Raw genomic sequence first — 14,678 nt, 5'->3', positions numbered from 1 at the left:
CCCCGGTCCTGAGGGCGGGCCGGATCAGGCCCGCGGGGTCCCGAATGCGAGATACCGGCTGAAGGCTTCGTGACTGTCGGGGGTGAAGGGCCACTCCCGCAGGGCCGAGCGAAGCTCCGGCCCGGTCAGCCAGCCGTGCCAGGCGACCTCGTCGGGATCGGGGACCACGGCGTCCGGCAGCACGGCTTCGTGTACGCCGAGCCAGTGAGGGCTCAGGCCGCTGCGGTTGACGAACGTGAACAGCAGGCGCGGCAGCGCACGCAGGCCCAGTTCTTCGGTCAGTTCCCGCGCGGCGGCCTGTGTGTAGGACTCGCCGACATGCACCGCGCCACCGACCACGACCTCGAAGTGCCCGGGGAAGCGCGACAGCCGCTCCGACCGACGGTGGACGAGGATCCGGCCACGATCGTCACGACACACCGTCACGGCGACCCGATGCAGCCAGCCCTTTCGAACGGCCCGGCGACGGCTGACCACCCCCACCACGCGATCCCGACCGTCGACACGCTCCACCAGTTCCTCCACGACGCCCACCCTGGCAGAGCCCACCGACAACGCCGCCTCTCCGCGGCTCGCGGAGCGGGTCCAGGAGCAGCCGCGCCGGAACGCCCGGACGGTGGACCGTACGGGCCGGCCGGCTTCGCCGGGACTCGCCAGGTCGTTCGCCCCAACCGCGCGGACCCGGCGCATCCACGGGGAACGGGCACCCGTCGGTTGAGCGGATCGGGTGGTTCTCCGCGTGGCGTGGCGCACTATTGCAAGCAGGTGCTTGCAATTGTTAGCGAGGGTGGGGCACTGTGGAGCCATGGCTTCGCTCAACGTCGGCAATCTCGGTGAGTACCTGCGCGAGCAGCGGCGGAACGCCCAGCTCTCGTTGCGGCAGCTTGCCGAGGCCGCCGGGGTGTCCAATCCGTACCTGAGCCAGATCGAGCGTGGGCTGCGCAAACCGAGCGCGGAGGTGTTGCAGCAGGTCGCCAAGGCGCTGCGGATCTCCGCCGAGACGTTGTACGTCCGGGCGGGCATCCTCGATGCCGAGCGCGACCGGGACGACGTCGAGACGCGGGCCGCCGTCCTCGCCGATCCCACGCTGACCGGACAGCAGAAGCAGGTGCTGCTCCAGATCTACGAATCCTTCCGCAAGGAGAACGGATTCGCGGGCGGCGACGGTGCGGTGGACGCCCGGCAGAGCGAGGACGCCGTGCCCGGCATCCGCACGGTCGGCGGCACCGACGCCGATCCGCAGCAGACGGCCGGTTGACCGGACCAGGGGACCGGCCGCCCGACTGCGGACCCGCACCAACCGACATCGACGAACGCGACGAACGCGAATACGGGAGGACCATCACCATGGCCATCACCGACGACCTGCGCAAGACCCTCAGCGACCCCACCCCCCTCTACTTCGCCGCCGGCACCGCCGACCTGGCCCTCAAGCAGGCGAAGAGGGTGCCCGGCCTGGTGGAGCAGCTGCGCACCGAGGCGCCCGCGCGCTTCGAGGCCGTCCGCAACACCGACCCCAAGGTCGTCCAGGAGCGCGCCGCCGCCCGCGCCAAGGAGGCGGGCGTCAAGGCCAAGGAGGCGCAGGAGACCTTCCAGACGAAGGTCACCGGGTTCATCTCCTCCCTCGACGGCGACATCAAGAAGCTCGGCACCACGCTCGACGCCGACCTGAAGAAGCTCGGCGAGTCCGCCCAGGACATCGCGCTGCGCAGCGTCGGCGTCGCCGCCGAGTACGCCGTCAAGGCCCGCGAGACCTACGAGAAGGTCGCCGAGCACGGCGAGCAGGCCGTGAAGACCTGGCGCGGCGAGGCCGCCGAGGACATCGAGGAACTGGCCATCGCGGTCGAGGGCAGGAGCGAGCCGGTCGCCGTCAAGGACGAGCCGAAGCCCGCCGCGGCCGACGCGGACGCCGGGCCGAGGACGGCCCCCGCCAAGAAGGCGCCGGCCGCCCGCAAGACCACCGCGAAGAAGGCGACGCCCCCGGCCGGCTGAGCCAGGCGGCGCTCACGCGGTACGGACACGAAGACGGCGACGGGCCGGGCACTCGGCGAGTGCCCGGCTCGTTGTACGGGTAGTGCGGGCGCGGTTGCGGGTACGGTGACCGCGTAAGGACGAGCGATGTCGTGCCGAGTCGGGTGGTGGACGTAGTGCTGATGCAAGGTTTCGCCGGGTTCATGTCTCTGCTGAGCCTGGCCCTGATCGTGTTCAGCGGCTTCGCCCTGTTCGACGCGGTGATCCGCCGCGAGGACGGCTTCCGGGCCGCCGACAAGCAGACCAAGCCGTTCTGGATGATCATCCTCGGGCTCGCCTTCGTGGTGAACCTGATCTTTCCCATCCTGTCGTTCCTGCCGATCGTCGGCCTGATCGCCACCATCGTGTACATGGTCGACGTCCGGCCCGCCCTGCGCTCCCTGCCGGGCGGCGGCCGCAGCCGCAGGGGCGGCGGTTCCAGCAGCGACGGACCGTACGGGCCGTACAACGGCGGCCGGTAGCCGCGCTCGTCCGGTCTACGGCTCCGGTCCAGCAGCCGGTCTACGGCATCCGGTCCAGCAGCCCTCCGGCCTGCGGCGTCCGGTCCAGCAGCCCGTCCGGTCTACGGCGTCCGGTCCAGCAGGACGACCGCCACGTCGTCGGTCAGCTCACCGCCGTTCAGGTCGCGGACCTCGTTGACCGCGGACCGCAGCAGATCCTCGCCACGCAGGCCCGCCGCGAGCTGTCGGCGGATCATCTCCACCATGCCGTCCTGGCCCAGCCGCTCCCGGCCCTCGCCGACGCGCCCCTCTATCAGCCCGTCGGTGTAGAGCATCAGGCTCCACTCCGCGCCCAGCTCGACCTGCATCCGCGGCCAGCGGGCGCCGGGCAGCAGTCCGAGCGCCGGGCCGTTGTTGTCGTACGGCAGCAGCCGGGCCGGCTGGTCGGGGCGGGCGATCAGCGGCGCCGGATGTCCGGCCAGGCAGAGGCCGGCGCGACGGCCGTCGGGTGCGATGTCCACCGTGCACAGCGTCGCGAAGATCTCGTCGTTGTCGCGCTCGTGCTCCAGCACCTGCTGGAGCGTGTTCAGCAGCTCGTCGCCGCACAGCCCGGCCAGCGTCAGCGCCCGCCAGGCGATCCGCAGCTCCACGCCGAGCGCCGCCTCGTCCGGACCGTGCCCGCAGACGTCGCCGATCATCGCGTGGACCGTGCCGTCCGGGGTGCGGACGGTGTCGTAGAAGTCGCCGCCGAGCAGCGCGCGGGAGCGGCCGGGGCGGTAACGGGCGGCGAAGCGCAGCGGGGAGCCCTCCAGCAGGGGCGTCGGCAGCAGGCCGCGCTCCAGGCGGGCGTTCTCCTGCGCGCGCAGTTTGCCTTCGGCGAGCCGCCGCTCGGCGGAGTCCGACCGCTTGCGCTCCACGGCGTAGCGGATGGCGCGGCTCAGCAGCCGTCCGTCCAACTCGTCGCGGAACAGGTAGTCCTGTGCGCCGACGCGTACCGCCTCCGCGCCGCGCTCGGCGTCACCGGACGCGGTCAGGGCGAGCACGGCGTGCCGGGGCGCCAGTTCCAGGACATGCCGGAGTACGGCCAGCTCGTCGTCGTCGGCGGTGCGGCCGGGTGCCGTCAGCGCGAGGTCCAGCAGGATGCAGTGGACGTCGTCGGTGAGCAGCCGCCCGGCCTCGGTGAGGTTGCGGGCGGTGCGCACCCGGATCGGCTTGCCGGCCGAGTCGAGCAGGTCGGGCACGATCGGGGCGGCCGTGGGGTCGTCCTCGATCAGCAGCAGTGTGAGGGTGGTGTGGGTGGGGCTCACGCCGTGGGGGACGCCGTCGCCGGGTGCGGCGTTGTTCTCGACGGTCGCTTCCTCGCGGTCGTCGGTCCGGTCGTCCGTGCGCGGGGCCACTCCCGTGGTGGGACCCCCGTCTGCGGGCGCGGCCTGCGCCTGACCACACTCCACGGCCGGGATCGCTCTCTGCCGCGGTACGGGTACGGGCATCGTTTCGGGTTCCTTCCCTCCCCCCGAGGGCATGGCGGGGACGAGGGACCTCGACCCACCGACGGGGACCATAGCGGCAGAAGGCGCCGCAGCGGAATGGTGTACGGCACGTCGCTTGATCTCTGGCCATTGTCATATGCCGCGATCCGTACCGCAGTTGGGCAGGGCGGTGCGGGGGCGGAGATGACGAAGGTCACGTCCCTGCGCGGTTTGGCGGCAGAGCCGCGTGCCATGCGTCACGTGGCCGTGGTCACGCGGGCGGGAGAGGGCTCACGGCGAGCATCCGTTGCCGTACTCGGTCACTTGTCCGCGGCTCACGCGGCGCCACGGTGCGCTGCCCGGCGCCACGGTGCCCTGGCCGGTTCGCTCCTGCGTCCTGCCGGGCGCCACGGTGCCCTGCCGGTTCCCCCTGCGCCCTGCCCGGCGCCCTGCGTCCTACGCGTCGGGCCGCACCACTCCGAGGATCGGCATCGAACCCGCCCCCGCGAGGGTGATCGTCCGGCCGGGGCGCGGGGCGTGGACCATCGTGCCGCCGCCGACGTACATCGCGACGTGGCTGGCGTCGTCGAAGTAGATGATCAGGTCACCGGGGCGCATGTCCTTGACGGCGACCTGCTTCAGCTGCCGCCACTGCTCCTGCGAGGTGCGGGGGATGGCGACGCCCGCGCCCTCCCAGGCCCGGGAGGTCAGACCGGAGCAGTCGAAGGAGTCGGGACCCTCGGCGCCCCACACGTACGGCTTGCCGATCTGCGCGGTGGCGTACCGGACGGCCCTGGTGCCCTGCGCGGTGCCCTTGCCGCTGGTGGCGCCGTCGAGTATCCCGGTGTCCAGCCAGGCGGTCTGCGCCTTCTGCGCGGCCTGTTCCTGGAGCCGGGCGAGGCGCTCCTTCTCCTCTTTCTCCAGCGCGGACTCTAGCTTCTCGGCCGCCGCGATCTGCTTCTCGATCTTCTTCTGGGCGGCGGCCCTGGCCTTGCGGTTGGCCTCCAGCTTCTGCCACTGGGCGGAGGCGTCCTTGGCGTACTGCTCCAAGTCCTCCTGCGTCCGGGTCATCTCGGCGAGCAGGCCCTTGGTGGCGCGCTGCCCCTGGATCACCCGGCCCGCGCCGTCCAGGAACTCGCCCGGGTCCTCGCTGAGCAGCAACTGCGCCTCGTCCGGCAGGCCGCCGCCGCGGTACTGGGACCGGGCCGCGGCACCGGCGCGGTTCTTGAGATCGGCCAGTTTCCCCCGGCCCTCGACGATCTTCTTCGCCAGTTCGACCAACTCCGCGGACTGCTTCTTCGCCTGCTCCTCGGCCGCGTTGTAGGCCTCTGTGGCGACGGCGGCGTCGTGGTACAGCGTGTCGAGCTTCTCGCGGACCGCTTCGAGATCCTCGTTGGTCGCGGGCGGCGGGGTCAGGTCGGGGGCGGTCGTCGGGGCCGGGGTCGGGGTCGGACTCGCGAACGCGGTGCCCGGTACCGCCAGGACGGTGACCGTGCACACCACGGTCACGGCCGCCGCGAGCAGGCCGCGCTTGCCCGAACCCATAACGTCCCCCAAGCTGATTTACCGTCAGTAACTTACGGTCACCCGGGGGATCGTGCCACGCCACGACGGAAAACGACAGAGGCAGTCCTTCCCCCCGGTCCCGTCCCGGCATGACGATCTCCCCGTCATTGTGACGAACGCCTCACGGAGATCGTTCCCGGGGCTGGGGGCTGGGGGCTGGGGGCTGGGGGCTGGGGGCTGGGGGTAGTGGGCTGAGGGTCAGGAGCCGGGGGCAGTTGGTGGTGCCGGAGGTGAACGCGGCGTCTGGGAGGAGGTGTTCCGTCGGGCATGCGCCCGGTCCCACCCGCGCTCAGGACCGGATCGCGACGGTGGCGGCGACGGAACCCGGCCCCGCGTTCCACGTCCTCGGATGCCGACTCCCGCCACCGCCCCCAGATCCCGTCCTCGATCCCCGCCTTCGACCCCCGCCCCTCCCCGACGCCCGCTACCCGGCCGGCGCCAACGCCCCCCACGCCACGGTCACTTCCCCCTGCCGCCACCGCGCGGGACCGTCCGTCAGTGGCCAGTCGGCGGTCAGGGCCCGCGCCGCGCGGATCCACCGCTGGCGGGCGCCGTAGGAGGCGTAGGGCGCGGCCGCGGCCCAGGCGCGGTCGAAGTCGCGCAGGAAGGCGTGCACGGGTTCGCCGGGGACATTGCGGTGGATCAGTGCCTTCGGGAGTCGTTCCGCCAGGTCCGAGGGCCGTACGAGGGATCCCAGCCGGGTCGCGAAGGTGACCGTGCGCGGCCCCTCCGGCCCGAGCGCGACCCACACGTGCCGCCGCCCTATCTCGTCGCACGTCCCCTCCACGAGCAGTCCCCCTAGGGACCCCCGCCCGGGATCGGCGGGCGCGAGCCGGGAACACAGCCGTTCCCACACCGCGGCGACCTCGTCCTCGTCGTACTGGCGCAGCACGTTGGCGGCGCGGATGAGCTGCGGGGGCTCCGCCACCGGGACCTCGAAGCCGCCGTGCCGGAAGACCAGGCCCTCGCGTTCGTACGGCTTCGCGGCGGTGACCCGGGCCGGTTCGATCTCCACGCCCACCACGCGCGCGTGCGGCGCGACGGACCGCAGCCGGGACAGCAGCTCGACGGCGGTCCAGGGTGCGGCGCCGTAGCCCAGATCGACGGCCACGGGGCCGTCGGCACGGCGCAGCTCGGCGCCGTGCACCGCGGCGATCCAGCGGTCCATGCGGCGCAGCCGGTTGGGGTTGGTGGTCCCGCGCGTGACCGTGCCCACGACGGCGGTCCCCCCGCTCGGGCGATGCCGAGAGCGGGGGAGGGGCGGCGTACGGGGGGACATGCCTTTGAGGGTATGCGGTACCCGGCGGTGAGAGCCCGCTGGTCACGGGGCGTCCCGCGACGCCACTGACCCTCGAACGGTTGAGCGATAGACGGTAACGACAAGGCAAAAACCACCCCGCGGCGCGGCCGTACGGAATGGGAATACCACGCTCCGGCGTTGCATCAGCTTGAAGGGACGGCCACACCCTCCGTCCGGCTTGCCCGCAGCAAGGAGGAAACGCCACGTGAGCCAGTACGTCAGCAGGCTCGGGCGTCGCACCTCGGCGGCACCCTCACGACTGCGACTGCACCGCCGTCCTCGGCGTGTCGCCATGCTCTCCGTGCATACCTCACCCCTCCACCAGCCCGGCACCGGCGACGCCGGCGGCATGAACGTGTACATCGTGGAGCTGGCGCAGCGCCTCGCCGCGATCAACATCGAGGTCGAGATCTTCACGCGCGCCACCACCGGCGGCCTCCCGCCCACCGTCGACCTGGCGCCCGGCGTCCTCGTCCGGCACATCGACGCCGGCCCCTACGAGGGCCTCGCCAAGGAGGAGCTGCCGGCGCAGCTGTGTGCCTTCACGCACGGCGTGATGCAGGCCTGGGCCGGCCATCGCCCCGGCCACTACGACCTCGTCCACTCGCACTACTGGCTCTCCGGCCACGTCGGCTGGCTCGCCGCCCAGCGCTGGGGCACGCCCCTGGTGCACGCCATGCACACCATGGCCAAGGTCAAGAACGCCAACCTCGCCGACGGCGACACCCCCGAGCCCGCCGCCCGCGTCATCGGCGAGATGCAGATCGTCGACGCCGCCGACCGTCTCATCGCCAACACCGCGGAGGAGGCCGGCGAACTCGCCCGGCACTACGGCGCCGACCCCGGCAAGATCGCCGTCGTCCACCCCGGTGTCAACCTCGACCGCTTCCGTCCCGCGGACGGCCGAGCAGCCGCCCGCGCCCGCCTGGACCTTCCGCGGGACGCCCTGATCCCGCTCTTCGCCGGCCGCATCCAGCCTCTCAAGGCGCCCGACGTGCTCCTGCGCGCCGTCGCCGTGCTCCTCGACCAGCGCCCCGAGCTGCGGACGCGGATGGTCGTACCGATCGTCGGCGGCCCCAGCGGCAGCGGCCTCGCCCAACCGGAGGGTCTGCAGAAGCTGGCCGCCCGCCTCGGCATCTCCGACGTCGTACGGTTCCACCCGCCCGTCGGCCAGGAGCAGCTCGCCGACTGGTTCCGGGCCGCGTCCGTGCTCGTCGTGCCGTCGTACAGCGAGTCGTTCGGTCTGGTCGCCATAGAGGCGCAGGCCACCGGCACGCCGGTGCTCGCGGCCTCGGTCGGCGGACTGCCGGTGGCGGTCCGCCACGGCGAGACCGGTTTCCTGGTGCACGGCCACGAACCCGCCCACTACGCGCGCGTGCTCGCCGAACTCGCCGACCACCCGGAGCTGCCCGCCCGCATGGGCGCGGCCGCCGCCCGGCACGCCCAGTCGTTCGGCTGGGACACCGCGGCCGCCGCCACCGGCGACGTCTACACGGCCGCCGTACAGTCCCACCGCCGTCACGTACGCTCCCAGCATGGGTGAGGCCGACAAGGGTGGTGCCAGGATGGGCGAGGCGGAGAAGACGGCCGCGAAGGTCATCGAGGACGTCCTGAAGGACGCCGAACTGGAGTGGGAGAGCCCCGAGCCCGGCAATTACGTCGTCCAGCTCCCTGGCACCCGCAAACTGCGGACGACCGTCTCCCTGATCGTCGGCCGCCACTCCCTGTCGCTGAACGCCTTCGTCATCCGCCACCCCGACGAGAACGAGGCAGGCGTCCACCGCTGGCTCCTGGAGCGCAACCTCAGGCTGTACGGCGTGAGTTACGCCGTCGACCCCCTCGGCGACGTCTACGTCACCGCCCGCCTGCCCCTCTCCACGGTCACCCCGGAGGAGACCGACCGGCTCCTCGGCCAGGTCCTGGAGGCCGCCGACGGCGCCTTCAACACCCTGCTGGAGCTGGGGTTCGCCTCCGCGATCCGCAAGGAGTACGCCTGGCGCGTCTCCCGCGGCGAGTCCACCCGCAACCTCGACGCGTTCCGCAACCTGACGCAACGCCCCAGCCCCAGCCAGTAGACGCCGACGGCGTTCGCCGCACCGACCGGGGAGGCGGCCCGCACCAACATGACGGTGTCCGGGCCCTCGCTGGCCACGCTCGCCACGGTGCCACCGGACCACGGCCTCCACCGTCCGCCGATGCCGTCGGCTGCCGGCGCCGCCGGACCTTCGGCGAGACGGCCACGACCAGTGGCGCCCCGGCGGCCGACGCCCCGGCGCTCCGGCGGCCGGCGACGACGGCCACGTCGACGTCAGGTAGCCGGTGCCGGTGCAGGTGCGGAGATGGGCGGCGGGTGGGGGACGGACGACGACCCGTACCTCCCCGGTGTCACCCCCACCAACCTCCGGAAGTGCCGGGTGAGATGGGCCTGGTCGTAGAAGCCCGCGGCCACCGCCGCCTCGCCCGCCGGCAGCCCGTCGAGCAGCAGCCGACGGGCCCGGTCCACCCGGCGGGCGGTCAGGTACTGGTGCGGCGCGATGCCGTACGCCCCGCTGAACGCCCGCACCAGATGCGCCGGATGCGCCTGAAGCAGCCCGGCCGCCGTGTTCAGCGTCAGCCCCTCCGTCACGCGGGCGTCGAGGAGTTCCCGCAGCCGGCGCGCCAGGACGGGGTCGCGGAACGGCGCCCGTACGGCCCGGCCCGGCCGCAGCAGCCCGCGCAGCCGCTCGCCGATGAACGTCAGCCGGCTGTCCGCCTCCAGCTCGTCGCCGGGGCGGGACAGCGCGCCGTGCAACCGTCCCACCCGTTGCCGCAGCACCGGATCCCGCAGATCGGGCCCGTCCACGGCCGCCCCGATCAGCTCCTCGCCGAGCACGCTCGCGTCGAGGTACAGCACCCGCTTGCGGAAGCCGTCCGCGGTGGCGGCGGACCCGTTGTGCGGCACGTGCGGCGGCAGCAGCGACACGGTGTCGTGCGGGGTGCCGTGCTCATGCCGGTCGAGGTCGTACCGTACGGCCCCGTCGTCGACGATGAGGAGCGTCCACGCCTCGTGCACGTGCATCGGATAGGCGTAGCCGGTGAAGTGCGCGTGGAAGACCTCCACGACGCCCGGGACCTGCGGGCGCCAGGCGGAGACGTCGGCGGTCGGCCGCGGGGCCGGGCGGGAAACGGCCATGCAAAGAACGTACAAGACGCCGCCGTACGCCGGACGGCAGTCTCGTGGCATGAGCACTGAACCCCTGCGCTTCGACACGAAGATCGCCGTCCTGCTGCGCGAGGACCTGGAGACCTGGCAGCGCCTGAACGTCACCGCGTTCCTGGTCAGCGGCCTGGGTGCCGAGGTCCCCGAGGTGATCGGGGAGCCGTACGAGGACGGGGACGGTATCCCCTACCTGCCGATGTTCCGCCAGCCCGTGCTGGTCTTCGAGGGCGCCAAGGAGACGTTGACGGCGGCCCACGCGCGCGTGCTCTCCCGGGCCCTCCCGCGCGCGGTCTTCACCGGCGACCTGTTCGCCACCGGCAACGACCGCGACAACCGCGCGGCGGTACGGGCCGTGCCGACAGGCGGCCTGGACCTGGTGGGACTGGCGGTGTACGGGCCGCGCAACGCGGTGGACAAGGTGCTGAAGGGGGCGCGGATGCATCCGTGAGAGGGGCGGGGGAGACGGCGGAAGAGGGGAGGGGAAGGGGGAGCGGTAGCCGACTCAGGCGGTCGTGACCTCCGCCTGGGGCGCGGCCGGGCGTTCGGCGGTGGGCGCGTCCGAGTACTCGGCAAGGGGCGCGTCCGGGAGGACGGAAACAGGCTCGGCCGGAGCGACGGCTGTGGGCACCGCGGTAGGCACGGCTGTACGCGTCACTGTGGGCACCGTCGTGGGCTCGGTGAGGGGGTCCTCGGCGGCCAGGTGCCGCATCAGCACCGCGTACCCGACGCCCGCGACCGTCCCTACGACGGCGCACAGTCCCCACAGCCACTCCGCGCCGTACCGGTCGATGACGACGCCGGACATCAGAGGAGCCACGAGCGAGGCCACCGCCCACGACATGGTGTACATGCCCTGGTAGCGGCCGCGTCCGTGGACGGGGGAGAGGCGGACCACGAGGCCGGTCTGGGTCGGCGCGTTGACGATCTCGGCGAGCGTCCACACGCAGACGGTGAGGGCGAACACGCCGACCGATCCCGCGAAGGCGGTGAGTCCGAAGCCGTACCCGGCGAGCACGGACGAGATCACCAGCAGCCGGCCCGGATCGCGGTGCTGGATGAAGCGCGTGACGGGGATCTGCAACGCGACGATCAGCACGCCGTTGACGGCGATCGCCATGCCGTAGTCGGCCGGGGTGAAGCCGGCCTCGCCCATCGCCACCGGCAGGCCGATCGCGCCCTGCTGGAAGATGAACGCGACCAGGAAGGACAGCCCGACCACCCCCATGAACCGCCGGTCGCGTAGTACGGTCCCCAGCCCGACGGCCTCCTCCTGAGCGCCCTCCCCGTCCATGCCGCCCTGCTCCGGCCGCGACTCGGGCAGCTTCAGGAAGACGACGATCGCGCAGGCCAGCGTCATGCCGGCCTCGATCAGGAACCCGGCGAGATAGCTGACCTCGGCGATGAACCCGGCACCCATGGTCGAGATCGCGAACCCGAGGTTGATGGCCCAGTAGTTCAACGAGAACGCCCGGACCCGGTCCTCGGGTCGCACGATGTCGGCCATCATCGCCTGCACCGCGGGCCGGGAGGCGTTGGAGGCCATGCCGACGAGGAACGCGACACCGGCGATGGCCAGCGGGTGGTGCACGAAACCGAGGGCGGCCACGGACAGCGCGGTGGCGGTCTGCGCGACGAGCATCGTGGGCCGCCGCCCGAGCCGGTCGGCCATCACGCCGCCGGCGAGGGACGAGACGACCCCGCCCAGCCCGTGCAGCGCGGCCACCAGACCGGCGTAGGAGGCGGAGTAGCCGCGGTCGAGCGTGAGATACAGCGCCATGAAGGTGGCGACGAAGGCACCGAGCCGGTTCACCAGGGTGCTGGTCCACAGCCACCAGAACTCACGGGGCAACCCGGAGACGGTCTCCCGGGCGGCACGCCGGAAGGATCTGACGGAGACGACGGACGACATGGCTGATCCCCCGATGTAAGCGGCGCAGGCGGTGTCTAGAACTTACGAGAAGCCCGGCTCATGCGACCACTCGATTAACAGATCCCGTCAACCGTCCGTCGGCTGTCCGCTCCTCGGGCACGGGGCACCGGCCCCCAAAACCTTGGATTACGCTCATAGCCATGGCCGACGCACCGTACAAGCTGATCCTCCTCCGCCACGGCGAGAGCGAGTGGAACGCGAAGAACCTGTTCACCGGCTGGGTGGACGTCAACCTCAACGAGAAGGGCGAGAAGGAGGCGGTCCGCGGCGGTGAGCTGCTCAAGGACGCCGGCCTGCTGCCCGACGTGGTCCACACGTCGCTCCAGAAGCGCGCGATCCGTACCGCCCAGCTGGCCCTCGAGGCCGCCGACCGCCACTGGATCCCGGTCCACCGCTCCTGGCGCCTGAACGAGCGTCACTACGGCGCCCTCCAGGGCAAGGACAAGGCGCAGACGCTCGCCGAGTTCGGCGAGGAGCAGTTCATGCTCTGGCGCCGCTCGTACGACACCCCGCCGCCGCCGCTCGCCCGCGACGCCGAGTACTCCCAGTTCGACGACGCCCGCTACGCGACCCTGCCGCCGGAGCTGCGCCCCCGGACGGAATGCCTCAAGGACGTCGTCGTCCGCATGCTCCCGTACTGGTTCGACGCCGTGGTCCCCGACCTCCTCACCGGCCGCACCGTCCTGATCGCCGCCCACGGCAACTCGCTCCGCGCCCTGGTCAAGCACCTCGACGGCGTCTCCGACGCGGACATCGCGGGCCTGAACATCCCCACGGGCATCCCCCTGTCCTATGAACTGGACACCGACTTCAAGCCGCTCACCCCCGGCGGCACCTACCTCGACCCGGCCGCGGCAGCGGCAGCGATCGAGGCGGTCAAGAACCAGGGCAAGAAGAAGTAACGCGACGCTGATAAGCCCCCGACCTGCGAGTTCCTCGCGGGGTGGGGGCTTTTTGGTGGGGCTGGGCCGTCCCTGGGCCGTCAGGTGCGACGACGCCAGCGGCGGATGCGGACGTCCAGGACGATCAACAGCGCCACGGGGACGGCGATCTCGACCGGAGCGTCGGCCCAGAGGGCGAGTGCACCGCCGGCCGTGCCGATGAGTGCGATCGGCAGGTCGCGGGGATGGATGTCGACGGTCACGCCGACGCGTGGGACCATGAGGCTCTCCAGCTGGGCTCGGTTCACTTGGCAAGGTGATTTCTGGGACGTGGCAATGGAGACGAATGCCGCCCCTGATCGGGCGGCATTCGTATGCCGCTGAAACTTTCCCACAGCCTCACGCGCCAGCCAAACGCGCAGCTAAAAGCCACTCTGTTCGCTTGCGTAGACGGACTGTCCACGATGGTGGACAGTCAGAGCACTCCAAGAATGCTCGGAGGCTTTGAAGACTCTCCAATCTTTCCAGGAGTCTCCTTGTCGCCCTGCGTCGCTTCGTGCTGGGTCCACAGTGCTCGCGCCGCGTTGCTGGTGCTGACCTGCGTCACCGCGCCGTCTCGTCCCCCCCCCCCCCCGCGTTGCTACAGGGCATGCTGGCGGGGGTTGGGCTGCTCGGGGACCAGTCGCGGTCTGGGTTCCCGGTTTGCTCAGCCGGTTTCCCAAATCCGCTTTGCCAAATCCGTTTGGCCAAGTCGGTTTGGCCAAGTCGGTTTGGCTCAGCCGATTTGATCCTAGATTTTGGAACCTAGATTTGGACTGCGAAACGGATCTCAAATTTGAGGACCAAATCGGACACCGTTTGGGGTCGACTGCTGACAAGCTAGCTAGAGCTCCTGCGATCTGAAGATCGCACTGACTGCCTTGCACATGCGCTCCTGACTGGACGGCATGAGGTGCGCGTAGACGCGAAGCGTCAGGCCAGGATCCGAGTGGCCCAGGTACTCGGCGAGAGCCTTGATGTTCTCTCCGGCGTCCAGCAGCACCGAGGTGTAGAAGTGGCGGAGCGCGTGCAAGCCGTTGTCGCGAGACTCGGCGTACGACTCGCCAGCCTTTCGCTCGGGGATCACACCGGCCGAGGCCAGCGCCCGCTTCCACACCCCTTCGTTGAGGGACGTCCGCCAGACGTGACCACCGCGCGGCCCGGTGAAGATCAGCCGCTTGGTCACCGGAGGCCCGTCCGCCATCTTCCACGGCAAGGTGATGTCGACCGAGGGACCGCCTGCGGCCGGCGCGGCAGGGCTGTGCATCCTGAGCACCATGGCGAACCCCGAGGGCCCGTACGTGAAGGTGCACTTCCGACTTGAGAGCGAGGACGACTGGCCCCCGGCGTCGGTGGAGAGTCTGTGGGCTGTCGACCAGGGCGACGGCACCGCACGGCTCGACAACATCCCCTGGTTCGTCCGGGGCATTGCCTGCGGGGACATCGTGGCCACCGAGCCCGACGAGGAGGGCGTGCGGTGGGCCGGCGAGGTGGTTCGGCGTTCGGAGAACAGCACCATCCGCCTCATCGTGGTGCGTGACGGCGGCTCGGAAGCCGCACGGCAGAGCGTGCTCAACGCCTTTCACGAACTCGGTGTCTGTTTCACCAAGGTGCAGAAGCTGCTCAACCACGGTGTGGCCAAGGAGTGGTGGCACGTGGAAGAGGGGTGTATCACCGCGCGGTGGCGGGCGGCCTCCGCCGGCTGACGCCGTTCACGGGACGCATGGCTGGGCCGTCAGATAGGACGGCAGTGAGCGTCGCACCCGGATGTCGAGAATGATCAGCAGGGCTACGGGACGGCGGTCTCGGCGGGGGTGTCGGTT

The 14,678-nt window shown here is 71.3% G+C and carries 15 protein-coding genes and 1 pseudogene; 8 read left to right on the top strand and 8 right to left on the bottom strand.

The window, feature by feature from the left end; genetic code table 11:
• Positions 1 to 24: 24 nt before the first annotated feature.
• Positions 25 to 534 carry an NUDIX domain-containing protein gene (locus tag ACFYO5_RS31250; RefSeq protein ID WP_388715132.1) on the bottom strand — a complete coding sequence of 170 codons (510 nt, stop codon included), beginning with the start codon at positions 532 to 534 and terminating at the stop codon, positions 25 to 27.
• A 271-nt stretch (positions 535 to 805) separates the two neighbouring features.
• Here ACFYO5_RS31250 and ACFYO5_RS31245 point away from each other — a divergent pair, with 271 nt between their 5' ends.
• The 3 genes from ACFYO5_RS31245 to ACFYO5_RS31235 all read left to right on the top strand — a co-directional run bounded on the left by ACFYO5_RS31245 (position 806) and on the right by ACFYO5_RS31235 (position 2,492).
• Positions 806 to 1,258 (top strand): helix-turn-helix transcriptional regulator, encoded by a 453-nt coding sequence (locus tag ACFYO5_RS31245; protein ID WP_356569070.1) that lies wholly within the window; start codon positions 806 to 808, stop codon positions 1,256 to 1,258.
• Between the two features lie 89 nt (positions 1,259 to 1,347).
• Positions 1,348 to 1,992: a hypothetical protein gene (locus ACFYO5_RS31240; protein WP_356569072.1), complete on the top strand. Its 645-nt coding sequence runs from the start codon at positions 1,348 to 1,350 to the stop codon at positions 1,990 to 1,992.
• A gap of 182 nt (positions 1,993 to 2,174) precedes the next feature.
• The gene (locus ACFYO5_RS31235) at positions 2,175 to 2,492 is read left to right on the top strand and encodes a DUF2516 family protein (RefSeq protein ID WP_388715129.1); all 318 of its coding nucleotides are present in this window, start codon (positions 2,175 to 2,177) and stop codon (positions 2,490 to 2,492) included.
• 101 nt (positions 2,493 to 2,593) lie between these two features.
• On the opposite strand, the gene ACFYO5_RS31230 is transcribed toward ACFYO5_RS31235, so the two are convergent.
• The 3 genes from ACFYO5_RS31230 to ACFYO5_RS31220 all read right to left on the bottom strand — a co-directional run bounded on the left by ACFYO5_RS31230 (position 2,594) and on the right by ACFYO5_RS31220 (position 6,722).
• Positions 2,594 to 3,961: a PP2C family protein-serine/threonine phosphatase gene (locus tag ACFYO5_RS31230; protein WP_388715126.1), complete on the bottom strand. Its 1,368-nt coding sequence runs from the start codon at positions 3,959 to 3,961 to the stop codon at positions 2,594 to 2,596.
• 435 nt (positions 3,962 to 4,396) lie between these two features.
• Positions 4,397 to 5,485: an NlpC/P60 family protein gene (locus ACFYO5_RS31225; RefSeq protein ID WP_388715334.1), complete on the bottom strand. Its 1,089-nt coding sequence runs from the start codon at positions 5,483 to 5,485 to the stop codon at positions 4,397 to 4,399.
• A 445-nt stretch (positions 5,486 to 5,930) separates the two neighbouring features.
• Positions 5,931 to 6,722 carry a class I SAM-dependent methyltransferase gene (locus ACFYO5_RS31220; protein ID WP_388715123.1) on the bottom strand — a complete coding sequence of 264 codons (792 nt, stop codon included), beginning with the start codon at positions 6,720 to 6,722 and terminating at the stop codon, positions 5,931 to 5,933.
• 289 nt (positions 6,723 to 7,011) lie between these two features.
• Between ACFYO5_RS31220 and mshA the strand changes: the two genes are divergently transcribed.
• On the top strand, positions 7,012 to 8,349 hold the full coding sequence (gene mshA, locus ACFYO5_RS31215; protein ID WP_388715120.1) for a D-inositol-3-phosphate glycosyltransferase: 1,338 nt from the start codon (positions 7,012 to 7,014) through the stop codon (positions 8,347 to 8,349).
• A gap of 22 nt (positions 8,350 to 8,371) precedes the next feature.
• Positions 8,372 to 8,881, top strand: a complete 510-nt coding sequence (locus ACFYO5_RS31210) for a YbjN domain-containing protein (protein WP_388715331.1) — start codon at positions 8,372 to 8,374, stop codon at positions 8,879 to 8,881.
• A 233-nt stretch (positions 8,882 to 9,114) separates the two neighbouring features.
• Here the strand turns inward: ACFYO5_RS31210 and ACFYO5_RS31205 are convergent, their stop codons facing one another.
• Complete coding sequence (locus tag ACFYO5_RS31205; RefSeq protein ID WP_388715117.1) at positions 9,115 to 9,978, bottom strand: AraC family transcriptional regulator; 864 nt, start codon at positions 9,976 to 9,978, stop codon at positions 9,115 to 9,117.
• A 49-nt stretch (positions 9,979 to 10,027) separates the two neighbouring features.
• Between ACFYO5_RS31205 and ACFYO5_RS31200 the strand changes: the two genes are divergently transcribed.
• The gene (locus tag ACFYO5_RS31200; protein WP_356569083.1) at positions 10,028 to 10,453 is read left to right on the top strand and encodes a DUF2000 domain-containing protein; all 426 of its coding nucleotides are present in this window, start codon (positions 10,028 to 10,030) and stop codon (positions 10,451 to 10,453) included.
• Between the two features lie 54 nt (positions 10,454 to 10,507).
• Here the strand turns inward: ACFYO5_RS31200 and ACFYO5_RS31195 are convergent, their stop codons facing one another.
• Entirely contained in the window at positions 10,508 to 11,914 is a 1,407-nt protein-coding gene (locus tag ACFYO5_RS31195; RefSeq protein WP_388715113.1) for an MDR family MFS transporter, read from the bottom strand.
• Between the two features lie 161 nt (positions 11,915 to 12,075).
• Here ACFYO5_RS31195 and ACFYO5_RS31190 point away from each other — a divergent pair, with 161 nt between their 5' ends.
• The gene (locus ACFYO5_RS31190; protein ID WP_356569087.1) at positions 12,076 to 12,837 is read left to right on the top strand and encodes a phosphoglyceromutase; all 762 of its coding nucleotides are present in this window, start codon (positions 12,076 to 12,078) and stop codon (positions 12,835 to 12,837) included.
• A gap of 80 nt (positions 12,838 to 12,917) precedes the next feature.
• On the opposite strand, the gene ACFYO5_RS31185 is transcribed toward ACFYO5_RS31190, so the two are convergent.
• A complete protein-coding gene (locus ACFYO5_RS31185) occupies positions 12,918 to 13,124 on the bottom strand; it encodes a hypothetical protein (protein WP_385676307.1) in 207 nt (68 codons plus the stop codon).
• A gap of 575 nt (positions 13,125 to 13,699) precedes the next feature.
• Positions 13,700 to 14,089: pseudogene (locus tag ACFYO5_RS31180) on the bottom strand (tyrosine-type recombinase/integrase); the annotation flags it as partial.
• A 43-nt stretch (positions 14,090 to 14,132) separates the two neighbouring features.
• Here ACFYO5_RS31180 and ACFYO5_RS31175 point away from each other — a divergent pair.
• The gene (locus ACFYO5_RS31175; protein ID WP_388715109.1) at positions 14,133 to 14,561 is read left to right on the top strand and encodes a DUF4265 domain-containing protein; all 429 of its coding nucleotides are present in this window, start codon (positions 14,133 to 14,135) and stop codon (positions 14,559 to 14,561) included.
• The last annotated feature ends 117 nt before the right edge of the window (positions 14,562 to 14,678 follow it).

The organism is Streptomyces sp. NPDC006259, from assembly GCF_042870975.1.
Taxonomy (GTDB): domain Bacteria; phylum Actinomycetota; class Actinomycetes; order Streptomycetales; family Streptomycetaceae; genus Streptomyces.
The sequence above is the reverse complement of the archived record's forward strand: the minus strand, read 5'-3'. Positions and strand labels throughout refer to the sequence as shown.

Bases quoted from the DNA above. Each gene is read 5' to 3' on its own strand.
- ACFYO5_RS31245 (WP_356569070.1), top strand. From the start codon at position 806: ATGGCTTCGCTCAACGTCGGCAATCTCGGTGAGTACCTGCGCGAGCAG.
- ACFYO5_RS31195 (WP_388715113.1), bottom strand. From the start codon at position 11,914: ATGTCGTCCGTCGTCTCCGTCAGATCCTTCCGGCGTGCCGCCCGGGAG.
- ACFYO5_RS31210 (WP_388715331.1), top strand. From the start codon at position 8,372: ATGGGCGAGGCGGAGAAGACGGCCGCGAAGGTCATCGAGGACGTCCTG.
- ACFYO5_RS31225 (WP_388715334.1), bottom strand. From the start codon at position 5,485: ATGGGTTCGGGCAAGCGCGGCCTGCTCGCGGCGGCCGTGACCGTGGTG.
- ACFYO5_RS31205 (WP_388715117.1), bottom strand. From the start codon at position 9,978: ATGGCCGTTTCCCGCCCGGCCCCGCGGCCGACCGCCGACGTCTCCGCC.
- ACFYO5_RS31190 (WP_356569087.1), top strand. From the start codon at position 12,076: ATGGCCGACGCACCGTACAAGCTGATCCTCCTCCGCCACGGCGAGAGC.
- ACFYO5_RS31200 (WP_356569083.1), top strand. From the start codon at position 10,028: ATGAGCACTGAACCCCTGCGCTTCGACACGAAGATCGCCGTCCTGCTG.
- ACFYO5_RS31235 (WP_388715129.1), top strand. From the start codon at position 2,175: ATGTCTCTGCTGAGCCTGGCCCTGATCGTGTTCAGCGGCTTCGCCCTG.
- ACFYO5_RS31230 (WP_388715126.1), bottom strand. From the start codon at position 3,961: ATGCCCGTACCCGTACCGCGGCAGAGAGCGATCCCGGCCGTGGAGTGT.
- ACFYO5_RS31175 (WP_388715109.1), top strand. From the start codon at position 14,133: ATGGCGAACCCCGAGGGCCCGTACGTGAAGGTGCACTTCCGACTTGAG.
- ACFYO5_RS31240 (WP_356569072.1), top strand. From the start codon at position 1,348: ATGGCCATCACCGACGACCTGCGCAAGACCCTCAGCGACCCCACCCCC.